Raw genomic sequence first — 13,445 nt, 5'->3', positions numbered from 1 at the left:
TGGCCCGCGAGGACCGCCCCGGTGACAAGCGCCTCGTCGGTTATGTCACCGGCACCGCCGACCCGGCCGCGGTACGTGCCGCGCTGGCCGAGCGGCTGCCGGGGTACATGATCCCGACCGCCGTGGTGGTGATGCAGGCCCTGCCGCTCACCCCCAACGGCAAGCTCGACACGCGTGCCCTGCCCGCGCCGGACTATCAGGACGCGGACCGGTATCGCGCCCCCGACAACGCCATTGAAGAAATCCTGGCCGGAATCTTCGCCCAGGTGCTCGGCCTCGAGCGCGTCGGCGTCGACGATTCCTTCTTCGACCTGGGCGGCGACAGCATCTCGTCGATGCAGGTAGTGACGCGGGCGCGGGCCGCCGGCCTGGTGTGCAAGACGCGCGACATCTTCGTCGAGCAGACCGTGGCCCGGCTGGCCCGGGTGGCCGAAGTGGTCGACGCCGAATCCGCCGTGGCCGACGAGGGCCTCGGGCCGGTGCAGGCGACGCCGATCATCCGGTGGCTGCAGGACGTGGAAAGCGCTGGCGGACAGGTCGATCAGTTCAACCAGACCATGCTGGTGCGGGCCCCTGCGTCGGCCACCGAGGCCGACGTCGTCACGGTGCTGCAGGCCCTGCTGGATCGCCACCCCGTGCTGCGGCTGCACGTCGACAAGGACGCCGCCGCCGGCTGGTCGCTGGCGGTGCCCGAGCCCGGCTCGGTGGACGCGCGCGCGTGCCTGCACGCGGTGGACAACCTGTCCGACGAGGCGGTCATCGAGGCGCGGTCGCGGTTGAACCCGGCCGCCGGCGTAATGCTCAGCGCGGTATGGGCGAACGCCACCCGCCAACTGGTCGTGATCGTTCATCACCTGGCCGTCGACGGCGTGTCCTGGCGAATCCTGTTGCAGGACTTGAACATCGCGTGGGCTCAGCATCACAGCGGGCAGCCGGTGTCGCTGCCCGTGGCGGGCACCTCGTTCGCCCGGTGGTCGTCGCGGCTGGCTGAATACGCGCACCACCCGGACGTGGTGGATCAGGCCGACACCTGGAAGCGGGTGGCTTCAACGCCCGCCGCGTTGCCCGCGGTGCGTCCCGACGTGGATACCTTCGCCACGGCCGGACATCTCTCCATGGAGCTCGACGCCGAGGCCACCGGCGCGCTGCTCGGTGACGTCCCGGCGGCGTTCCACGCCGGGGTGCAAGACATCCTGCTGATCGCGTTCGGGCTGGCGTGCGCGGAATTCGCCGGCGATTCCGGTGCGCCGATCGGCATCGACGTCGAAGGCCACGGGCGCCACGAGGAACTGGGCCGCGACGTCGACTTGTCCCACACCGTGGGCTGGTTCACCACGAAGTACCCGGTTTCCCTTGCGGTGCATGGTGTTTCGTGGGCTCAGGTCGCTTCCGGCGCCGCCGCGCTTGGCGCGGTGCTCAAGGACGCCAAGGAGCAGCTGCGGGCCCTGCCGGATCCGTTGAGCTACGGGCTGCTGCGCTACCTGAACACCGACGTCGACCTGGAGGCCCCGGAGCCGCCGATCGGCTTCAACTACCTGGGCCGCCAGGGCGGTGCGGCCGAGGTAACCGACGACATGTGGCGCCCGGAGCCCGACGGCTGGTCGGTCACCCGGGCGGCGACCGCGATCCCCATGCCGCTGATGCACACCGTCGAGCTGAACGCGGTCACCGTCGAGGCCGGGGACGGCCCGCAGCTGCACGCCAACTGGACCTGGGCGCCGTCGGCGCTGAATGACGAGCAGGTCACCCGGCTGGGTCGGCTGTGGTTCGAGGCCCTGGCCGGCATCTGCGCGCACGTGCGCTCCGGCGGCGGCGGCCTGACGCCGTCGGACATCGCGCCCGCCCGCCTGAGCCAACAGCAGATCGATCAGCTTGCGCGGCAACACCGCATCGCCGACGTGCTGGCGTTGACCCCGGTCCAGCAGGGCCTGCTCTTCCACGCCAACACCGCACTGGCGACCGACGACCTCTATGCCGGACAGCTGGCCATCAGCATCACCGGCCCGCTCGACTCCGATCGGCTGCGTGACGCGGTGCAGACGATGATCGGCCGGCATCCCAACCTGGTGGCCCGCTTCTGCGACCAGTTCGACGAGCCCGTCCAGATCATCCCGGCCGACCCCGCCGCGTCCTGGCAGTACCTCGAGCTGGACGGCGACGCCGACACCGACGCGCGGATTCAGCGGCTGTGCGCCGCCGAGCGCGCCGCCGTCTGCGGCGACCTCGCCGAGCAGCCGGCCTTCCGGGTGGCGCTGATCCGCACCGCACCCGACCACTACCGGCTGGTGCTGACCAACCACCACATCGTGCTGGACGGCTGGTCGATGCCGATCCTGCTGGGGGAGATCTTCGCCGGCTACTACGGGCAGCGCCTGCCTGCGGCCGCGCCCTACCGCGCCTTCGTCGACTGGCTGGCCACCCGTGACCTCGACGCCGCCCGGACCGCCTGGGCCGAGGTGTTCGCCGGCTTCGACGGCCCCACCCTCGTCGGCCCCCACGGCCGAACCGAGCTGGGGCAGCAAAGCGTCGAGTCGTTCGCGCTGCCCGTCGAGCTCAGCCAGTCCATCACCGACCTGGCCCGCTCCTGCCACACCACCGTCAACACCGTGCTGCAGGCCGCCTTCGCGCAACTGCTGTGCGGCCTGACCGGCCAGAGCGACGTCGTGTTCGGGACCACCGTGTCGGGCCGTCCCGCCGAAATTGTCGGCGCGGACACCATGGTGGGTCTGCTCATCAACACCGTGCCGGTGCGGGCGAACATCACCGCGACCACCACCACCGCCGACCTGCTCGACCAACTGCAGGGCGCGTACAACCACACGCTCGACCACCAGCACCTGGCGCTCAACGAGATCCATCGCATCACCGGCCAGGAGCAGCTGTTCGACACGCTGTTCGCCTACGAGAACTATCCGATCGACGCCAGCGCGCTGTCGGCCGACCACGAGCTGGCCGTCACCGACATCACCACGCGGGAATCCACCCACTACCCGCTGACAGTGCAGGCCCAGCCCGGCAAGGAACTGCGCCTGCAGGTCGAATACGACACCGACGTCTTCGACGCGGCACGCATCGCAACGCTGATCGAGCGGTTGCGCCGACTGCTGGTCGTCATGACCACCGAGCCGGCGCGGCGACTGTCCTCGATCGACGTGCTCGACGACGCCGAACACAACCGGCTGGACGGCTGGGCTGACCGGGCCGTGCTGACCCAGCCCAGCACGCCGACGTCCATCCCGGCGCTGTTCGCCGCGCAGGCGGCGCGCAGTCCGCGCGCCGCGGCGGTGACCTTCGAGGGCCGGTCCATCTCGTACCGGGAGCTCGACGAGAAGTCGAACCGGTTGGCGCACTTGCTGATTGAGCGTGGGGTGGGCCCGGGCGAGTCCGTGGCACTGCTGTTCGGAAAGTCGACCGACGCGATTGTGGCCATCCTGGCGGTGCTGAAAACCGGTGCGGCCTACCTGCCGATCGACCCGGCGCTGCCCGCGGCCCGCATCGACTTCATGCTCACCGACACCGCGCCGATGGCCGCGGTCACCGTCGCGGCGCTGGTGGACAAGCTGGGCGGCCACGACCTGATCGTCATCGACATCAACGACCGCGCCGTAGCGCGGCAGCCCCGCACGGCCCTGCCGGCGCCGGCGCCCGAGCACGTCGCGCACATCATCTACACGTCGGGCACCACCGGTATGCCCAAGGGGGTGGCGGTCAGCCACCACAACGTGACCCGGCTGTTCGACGCGCCGGCCGTCGGCGTGGAGCTGTCGGCCGACCAGGTGTGGACCCAGTTCCACTCGTATGCGTTCGACTACTCGGTCTGGGAGATCTGGGGCGCGCTGCTGCACGGCGGACGGCTCGTCGTGGTGCCGGATTCGGTGGCCCGCTCGCCCATGGAATTCCACGCCTTGCTGGTCGCGGAGCAGGTCACCGTGCTGAGCCAGACGCCGTCGGCGGTGCGCATGCTGTCGCCGCAGGGCCTGGAGTCCGCGGCGCTGGTGATCGGCGCCGAGCCCTGCCCTCCCGAGCTGGTGGACCGCTGGGCGCCGGGGCGGACGATGCACAACGTCTACGGCCCGACCGAAGCCACGGTCTTCTCGTCGATGAGCACACCGTTGGCCGCCGGCTCGGGGGCGCCGCCGATCGGCTCCTCGGTGCCCGGGACGGCCTTGTTCGTCCTGGACGGGTGGCTGCGCCCGGTGGCGGCCGGAGTGGTCGGCGAGCTGTACGTCGCCGGTCTCGGCGTCGCGTACGGGTACGTCCGCCGGGCGGGGCTGACCGCCACCCGATTCGTGCCCTGCCCCTTCGGCGAACCCGGGACGCGCATGTATCGCACCGGCGACCTGGTGTGCTGGGGCCCGGACGGCCAGCTGCAATACCTCGGCCGCGCCGACGAGCAGGTCAAGATCCGCGGCTACCGCATCGAGGTCGGCGAAATCCGCTCGGCCCTGGCCGCGCTCGATGGCGTCGACCAGGCCGTGGTCATCGCCCGCGAGGACCGGCCGGGCGACAAGCGCCTCGTCGGCTACATCACCGGCACCGCCGATCCCGCCGCGGCCCGCGCGCAGCTGGCCGAACGGCTGCCCGGCTACATGGTCCCGGTGGCGGTGGTGATGCTCGACGCGCTGCCGATGACCCTCAACGGCAAGCTCGACATCCGCGCCCTGCCGGCCCCCGAATACTCCGCGGCCGGGTACCGCTCGCCGACCACCCCCACCGAGGAGATCCTGGCCGGCATCTACGCCCACGTGCTCGGTGTCGAGCGCGTCGGCGTCGACGACTCCTTCTTCGACCTCGGCGGCGACAGCATCTCCGCGATGCGGGTGATCGCGGCCGTCAACAGCGCCATGGACGTCGGCGTCCCGGTCCGCGTCATCTTCGAGTCGCCCACGGTCGCCCAACTGGCGCCGCGCATCGGCGAGGACACCGCCCGGCTGGACCCGCTGGTGGCGGGCGAGCGGCCGGCGGTCATCCCGCTGTCGTTCGCGCAGAGCCGGCTCTGGTTCCTAGACCAGCTGCAGGGACCGTCGCCGGTGTACAACATGGCGGCGGCGCTGCGGATGCACGGACGCCTCGACGTCCGGGCGCTGGGCGCGGCGCTGGCCGACGTGGTGGCCCGTCACGAGAGCCTGCGCACGGTGTTCGCCGCGACCGATGACACGCCGCAGCAGGTGGTGACCCCGGTCGAGCAAGCCGACCTGACCTGGCGGACCGTCAACGCCCGCGGCTGGTCGGCGAGCCGGCTGCGCGAGGCCATCGACGCCGCGGCCCGCGAGACCTTCGACCTGGCCACCCAGATCCCGTTGCGCGCATCGCTGTTCCACGTCGACGACGACGAGTACGTGCTGGTCGCCGTGGTGCACCACATCGCCGCGGACGGCTGGTCGCTGCGCCCGCTGGTCCGCGACCTGGGCATCGCATACGCCAGCCGGTGCGCCGGGCGCGCCCCGGACTGGGAGCCGCTGGCCGTGCAGTACGTCGACTACACGCTGTGGCAGCGCGCCCAGTTCGGCGAGCTCGCCGACAGCGGCAGCCGCATCGCCGGGCAGCTGGCCTACTGGCAGGACGCGCTGGCCGGCATGCCGGAGCGGTTGCAGCTGCCCACCGACCGGCCCTACCCGCCGATCGCCGACCAGCGCGGTGCGGCCGTCGACGTGGACTGGCCGGCCGACCTGCAGCAGCAGGTCGCGGGGCTGGCCCGCGAGTACAACTCCACCACCTTCATGCTGGTGCAGGCCGCCCTGGCGGTGCTGCTGTCCAAGATCAGCGCCAGCACCGACGTGGCGGTCGGCTTCCCGATCGCAGGCCGGCGCGATCCCGCGCTCGAGGACCTGGTCGGCTTCTTCGTCAACACGCTGGTGCTGCGGGTCGACCTGGCCGGCGATCCGACCTTCACCGAGCTGTTGACCCGGGTGCGCACGCGCAGCCTGGAGGCCTTCGAGCACCAGGACGTGCCGTTCGAGGTGCTGGTGGAGCGGGTCAACCCGACCCGGAGCCTGACGCATCACCCGCTGGTGCAGGTGATGCTGGCCTGGCAGAACTTCGCCGGGCAGGACAGCGAGCCGGGCGCCGGGCTGGCGCTGGGCGACGTGCAGGTCACGTCGATACCGCTGGACACCCAGGTCGCCCGCATGGATCTGGTGTTCTCGCTGGCCGAGCGCTGGGCCGAGGACAACGAGCCCGCCGGAATCGGCGGTCGGGTGGAGTTCCGCACCGACGTGTTCGACGCGGAGACCATCCGGACGCTGATCGGGCGCCTGCAGCGCGTCCTGGAGGCGATGACGGCCGATCCCACCCGCGCGCTGTCGACGGTCGATCTGCTCGACCAGCGTGAGCATGCCCGCCTGGACGCCCTCGGCAACCGCGCGGTGCTGACCGCGCCCGCCACCGCCGACGCGTCGGTGCCGGCGTTGTTCGCCGAGCAGGTGGCGCGCATCCCGGACGCGGTGGCGCTGCGCTGCGGCGACCGCTCGTGGACCTATCGCGAACTCGACGAGGCCGCTAACCGGCTGGCCCACCGCCTGGCCGGGCTGGGAGTCAGCCGCGGCGAGCGGGTCGCGCTGCTGTTCCCGCGCTCGGCCGAGGCCATCGTGGCCATCCTGGCCGTGCTCAAGTCCGGGGCGGCCTACCTGCCGATCGATCCGGGGCTGCCGGACGAGCGGATCGGGTTCATGCTCGCCGACGCCGCGCCGATGGTCGCCATCTGCACCGCGGAGCTGGCGCAGCGGCTCTACGGCCATCACGTCGTCGTCATCGACGTCAACGACCCCGCCGTCGACGCCCAGCCGTCGACCCCGTTGCCGGCGCCGAACACCGACGACATCGCCTACCTGATCTACACCTCCGGCACCACCGGTGTGCCCAAAGGCGTTGCCGTCGCGCACCGCAACGTCGCGCAGCTGCTGGCGTCGGGAGAGTCCGGCCTGCCGCGCGAGGGCGTCTGGTCGCAGTGGCACTCGCTGGCCTTCGACGTTTCGGTCTGGGAGATCTTCGGTGCGCTGCTGCAGGGCGGACGCCTGGTGGTCATCCCCGATTCCGTGGTCCGGTCGCCGGACGACTTCCACGCGCTGCTGATCGTCGAAGAGGTCACCGTGATCAGCCAGACCCCGTCCGCGGCCGACGTGCTATCGCCCGAGGGGCTCGAGTCCGCGGCATTGGTGGTCGCCGGTGAGGCCTGCCCGACCGAGCTGGTCGACCGGTGGGCCCCCGGCCGCGCGATGATCAACGCCTACGGCCCCACCGAGGCGACGGTGTACGCCGCGGTCAGCGCGCCGCTGCAGGCGGGATCGCCGGTGGTGCCCATCGGCTCCCCGGTGCCCGGGGGCGCGGCGTTCGTCCTGGACGAATCCCTGCGACCGGTACCGCCCGGCGTGGTCGGCGAGCTGTATGTGGCCGGCGGCGGCGTCGCGGTCGGTTACTGGCGCCGCGCCGAGCTGACCGCGTCGCGCTTCGTGGCCTGCCCGTTCGGGGCGCCCGGCGCACGCATGTACCGCACCGGCGACCTGGTGCGCTGGGGCGGCGACGGACAGCTGCAGTACCTGGGTCGCGCCGACGAGCAGGTCAAGATCCGCGGCTACCGCATCGAACTGGGCGAGCTGCGCTCGGCGCTGTCCGCGCTGGACGGCGTGGAGCAGGGCGTGGTCATCGCCCGCGAGGACCGGGCCGGGGACAAGCGCCTGGTCGGCTACATCACCGGGGGAGCGGACCCGGCCGAGATCCGCACCCGGCTGGCCGATCACCTGCCGGCCTACATGGTTCCGGCCGCCATCGTGGCGCTCGACGAGCTGCCGCTGACGCCCAACGGCAAGCTCGACGTGCGGGCCCTGCCGGCACCCGAATACCGCGACGCCGACCGGTATCGCGCACCCGGCACGCCCGTCGAGGAGACCCTGGCCGGCATCTACGCCCAGGTCCTGGGCGTAGACCGGGTCGGCATCGACGACTCCTTCTTCGACCTGGGTGGCGACAGCATCTCCTCGATGCAGGTGGTGACCCGCGCGCGGGCTGCCGGTCTGGTGCTGCGCACGCGCGACATCTTCACCGAGCAGACCGTGGCCCGGCTGGCCCGGGTCGCGGGCGTGACCGACGGTGAGTACGGCGTGGCGGACGAGGGCGTCGGCGAAATCTTTGCCACGCCGATCATCCGCTGGCTGCGCAGCGTCGAGGGCCCGGTCGATCAGTTCAACCAGACGATGGTGCTGGCCGCACCCGCCGGCGTCACCGAGGCCGACGTGGTGACGGTGTTGCAGGCCCTGCTGGACCGGCATGCCATGCTGCGGCTGCGGGTCGACAGTTCAGCGGACGACGCCGGCGAATGGTCGCTGCAGGTGCCCGAGCCGGGCTCGGTCGACGCGGCTCAGCGCGTGCACGCCGTGGACGAGCTGTCCGACGCGGCGGTCATCGAGGCGCGGTCGCGGTTGAACCCGGCCGCCGGGGTGATGCTCAGCGCGCTCTGGGTGGCCTCCACCCGCCAGCTCGTGCTGATCGTTCACCACCTGGCCGTCGACGGCGTGTCCTGGCGAGTGCTGCTGGAAGACCTCAACATCGCCTGGGGCCAGCACCACCACGGGCAACCGATCGCGCTGCCCCCCGGCGGAACGTCGTTCGCCCGGTGGTCCGCGCTGCTCGCCGAGCACGCGTCGTCGCCGGCCGTGGTCGCGCAGGCCGACGCCTGGCGGCAGGTCGCCGCGACGCCGGCCGCCCTGCCGGCGGTGCGGCCCGAGGTCGACACCTACGAGACCGCCGAGAACATGTCGGTGACGCTGGACGCGAAGACCACCCGCACGCTGCTCGGCGAGGCGCCGGCCGCGTTCCACGCCGGCATCAACGACATCCTGCTGGTCGGGTTCGCGCTGGCCTGGGCCGAGTTCCTGGGCCCCCAGGTTGCCGTCGGCACCCCCATCGGCATCGACGTCGAGGGTCACGGCCGCCACGAAGAGCTGGCCCCCGGCGTGGACCTGTCGCGGACCGTGGGCTGGTTCACCACCAAATACCCGGTGGCGCTGAACGTCGGCGGGCTGTCCTGGGCGCAGGTCACCGCCGGTGCACCCATTCTGGGCGCGCTGATCAAGGACGCCAAGGAGCAATTGCGCGCGCTGCCGGATCCGCTGAGCTACGGGTTGCTGCGCTACCTGAACACCGAGGTCGACCTCGACGGCGCCGACCCGACGATCGGGTTCAACTACCTGGGCCGGTTGGGCGGTACGGCCGCCGAGCTCTCCGACGAGCTGTGGCGGATCAGCGCGGACGGCTCGTCGGCCACCGCCACCAGCACCGCGGTGCCGATGCCGCTGATGCACACCGTGGACCTCAACGCCGGCACCATGGACACCGCGGAAGGCCCGCAGCTGCACGCCAACTGGACGTGGGCGGCCTCGGCGCTGGACCGCGAGCAGGTCACCCGGCTGAGCCGGCTGTGGTTCGAGGCCCTGGCCGGCATCTGCGCCCACGTGCGCTCCGGCGGCGGCGGCCTGACCCCGTCGGACATCCTCCCGGCCCGGCTGGACCAGAAGCAGATCGACGAGCTCGAGCGGCGGCTGCGGATCGCCGACGTGCTGCCGCTCACCCCGCTGCAGGAGGGGCTGCTCTTCCACGCCGACACCACGCGGGGCAACGACGACCACCTGTACGTCGTGCAGCTGGATCTCACTTTGACCGGTCCGCTGGACGGCGACCGGCTGCGCGACGCAATGCACACGGTGGTCGGCCGGCACCCGCACCTGGTGGCCCGATTCTGCGACCAATTCGACGAGCCGGTCCAGATCATTCCGGCGAATCCCGCGATGGTGTGGCGGCACCTCGAGTTCACGCCGAACGGCAGCGAGCCCGAGGAGAAGATCCAGCGGCTGTGCGCCGCCGAGCGCGCCGCAGTCTACGACCTGGCCGACCAGCCCGCCGTCCGCGCCGCGCTGGTGCGCACGGGCGACGACCGGCACCGGCTGGTCCTCACCATCCACCACATCGTGCTGGACGGCTGGTCGGTGCCGATCCTGCTGAACGAGACGTTCGCCTGCTACACCGGGCAGCGGCTGCCCGCACCCGCGCCGTATCGCAGGTTCGTCACCTGGCTGGCCGACCGCGACCTCGACGCCGCGCGCGCGGCGTGGGGTGAGGTGCTAAACGGCTTCGACACCCCGACGCTGGTCGGGCCGCCGCAACAGCTGGAGTTCGGCGCCCGCGGCGTGCAATCGTTCGCCCTGTCCGAGGACACCACCCGGGCGCTCAGCGAGCTGGCGCGCTCCAGCCGCACCACGGTCAGCACCGTGCTGCAGGGTGCGTGGGCACAGTTGCTGGCCTGGCTGACCGGCCAGCACGACGTCGCCTTCGGTACCACCGTGTCGGGCCGGCCGGCCGAGGTCGTCGGCGCCGAATCGATGGTGGGTCTGATGATCAACACCGTCCCGGTGCGCGCCAACATGACGCCGGCGACCACCACGACCGAACTGCTCGGCCAGCTGCAGCGCGGTCACGCCGAGACGCTCGACCATCAGCACCTGGCGCTGAGCGAGATGCACCGGATCACCGGTCACCATAAGCTCTTCGACACCCTGTTCGCCTACGAGAACTACCCGCTGGACGCCTCGGCGATGGCGGTCGACCACGAACTGGCGATCGCCGACGTCAACATGTTCGAGCGCAACCACTATCCGCTGACCATGCAGGCGGCACTGTCCGGCCAGGAACTGGGCCTGCGGGTGGAGTACGACACCGGCGTTTTCGACACGCCGACCATCGAGGCGCTCAGCGACCGGCTGGAGCGGGTGCTGCTGGCGATGACCGCCGATCCGGACCGGCCGCTGTCGGCGGTGGACCTGCTCGACGCGCCGGAGCACACCCGCCTGGACCAGATGGGTAACCGCGCGGTGCTGGACCGGCCGTTGCTCGCGCTGCCGTCGATTCCCGCCCTGTTCGACGCCCAGGTCGCGGACCGGCCCGACGCGGTGGCGGTCAACTGGGGCGGCACGTCGATGACCTACCGCGAGGTCGACGAGGCCGCCAACCGGCTTGCCCGCCTGCTGACCGAGCAGGGCGCGGGCCCCGGAGAGTCTGTGGCGCTGCTGTTCTCGCGGTCGGTGCAGGCGATCGTGGCGATCCTCGCGGTGCTCAAGACCGGGGCGGCCTACCTGCCGATCGACCCGGCGGCGCCGGGCACCCGGATCCGCTTCATGCTCGACGACTCCGCGCCGATCGCCGCCGTCACCACGGCGGGCCTGCGGTCGCGGCTGAACGGGACCGACCTGACGGTCATCGACATCGAGGACCCGCGGATCGAGGGCCAGGCGGCCACGCCGCTGCCGGCACCCCCGGCCGACGGCCTCGCCTACATCATCTACACCTCGGGCACCACCGGCGTCCCCAAGGGCGTCGCCATAACCCACCGCAGCGTGACCCAGCTGCTCGAGTCCCTGGACGCCGGCCTGCCGCGGGTGGGCGTGTGGACGCAGAGTCACTCGTACGCCTTCGACGTCTCGGTCTGGGAGATCTTCGGCGCGCTGCTGCGCGGCGGGCGGCTGGTCGTGGTGCCCGAGTCGGTGGCGCGCTCGCCGAAGGACCTCCAAGCCCTGCTCGTCGCCGAAGGGGTCACCGTGCTGACCCAGACCCCGTCGGCGGTGGCGATGCTGTCGCCCGAGGGGCTGGACTCGATGGCGCTGGCCGTCGTCGGCGAGGCCTGCCCCGCCGAGGTGGTGGACCGGTGGGCGCCGGGCCGCGTGATGGTCAACGCCTACGGCCCGACCGAGACCACCATGTGCGTGGCGATCAGCGCCCCGCTGACGCGCGGTTCCGGGACGCCGCCGATCGGGTCGCCGGTGGACGGCGCGGCCCTGTTCGTGCTCGACCCGTGGCTGCGGCCGGTGCCCGCGGGTGTGGTCGGCGAGCTGTATGTGGCCGGCGACGGCGTGGCCGCCGGGTACGTCGGACGACCCGGTCTGACGGCGTCGCGGTTCGTGGCGTGCCCGTTCGGGGCGTCGGGAACGCGCATGTATCGGACCGGGGACCTGGTCTGCTGGGGCGCCGACGGGCAGCTGCAGTACTTCGGCCGCGCTGACGAGCAGGTCAAGATCCGCGGCTACCGCATTGAACTCGGCGAGGTTCAGGCCGCGTTGGCGGCGCTCGACGACGTCGACCAGGCAGTGGTGATCGCGCGCGAGGACCGGCCCGGCGTCAAGCGTCTGGTCGGGTACATCACCGGGACCGCCGACCCGGGCGAGGCGCGCACCGCGCTGGCCGCGCGGCTGCCGGTCTACATGGTCCCGGCGGCGGTCGTCGCCCTCGATGCGCTCCCGTTGACGCCCAACGGCAAACTCGATACGCGAGCCCTGCCGGCGGCGCAGTACACCGGCAGCGGGTACCGGGCGCCGTCCACGGCCACCGAGCGGGCCCTGGCGGACATCTACGCCCGGGTCCTCGGTGCCGACCAGGTCGGGGTGGACGACTCGTTCTTCGATCTGGGCGGCGACAGCATCTCGGCGATGCGCGTGGTCGCCGCGATCAACGCCAGACTGGGCGTTGACCTGGCGGTACGCACCCTGTTCGACGCGCCGACCGTCAAGGCATTGAGCGAGCGGCTGCAGGCCGAGGCGACGGACGCCGACGAGGTGGTTCCGGTGCAGACCCTGAAGGAGGGGTCCGGTGTGCCCCTGTTCTGCATCCACCCGGCGGGCGGGGTGAGCTGGCCGTACCAGGTTCTCGGAAAGTACGTGGACTGCGCGATCCTCGGCGTCCAGCAAATCCGGCGGGCCGACCAGACCGCTCCGCGGTCCATCCGCGAACTGGCCGAGATGCACGCCGACCGGATCGAAGAGGTCTATCCCGGCGGTCCCTACAACATCCTGGGCTGGTCGTTCGGCGGCGTCGTCGCCCACGAGATCGCCATCGAGCTGCAGCGCCGCGGCTGCGTGATCGGGCGCCTGATCCTGCTCGACGCGCAACCCAGCATCGACGACGGCATTGCCCTGCCGGAGCACGCGCTGAGCGAGCAGCAGGTGCTCGACGACGTGTTGCGGGCCTACAACATCAGCACCGGCGCACAGACCGGTCCGCCCACCGATGAGCAGCTGGCGGAACTGCTGCGCGAGTCGGGGGTCGTGGACATCTCCCGCCACCGACAGCTCGTCGATTTGCTGGTCGGGAACCTCAACGAGAACATCGAGCTGTACCGGCTCCACGAACCGAGGCTCTTCGACGGTGACCTCAGCGTCTTCTCGGCGGTGCGGGATCAGAGTGATCGCAGTTCGCTGCTGGCCCGCTTGTGGGAGCCCTACGCCTCGGGTGACGTCCTGACGTTCGAGGTGGACTGCACGCACAACGAGATGCTGACCGCCGACTCGGTCGAGAGGTACGGCGAACAGCTCCGGCGTCTGGTCCGTGCGGAGCGGCGTCGCGAACTTGCCCCGCACGAACGGTTCAACGCGGCATCCGGCGACGACGACCCGCCCACCAAGTCATGA

Annotated in this window: 1 protein-coding gene (only partly in view); it reads left to right on the top strand. The window is 71.5% G+C overall.

Annotated features, from left to right (window positions below; genetic code table 11):
- Positions 1 to 13,445: the final stretch of a non-ribosomal peptide synthase/polyketide synthase gene (locus tag MTY59_RS22390; RefSeq protein WP_221043100.1), read on the top strand. 17,833 nt of this gene lie to the left of the window's left edge; only the last 13,445 of its 31,278 coding nucleotides appear in the window; its start codon lies off the left edge, out of view; it ends in the stop codon at positions 13,443 to 13,445.

Origin of the sequence: Mycobacterium senriense, assembly GCF_019668465.1 — a bacterium.
Lineage (GTDB): Bacteria > Actinomycetota > Actinomycetes > Mycobacteriales > Mycobacteriaceae > Mycobacterium > Mycobacterium senriense.
Note: the sequence above shows the minus strand (reverse complement) of the source record. Positions and strands in the feature narration are given on the sequence as shown.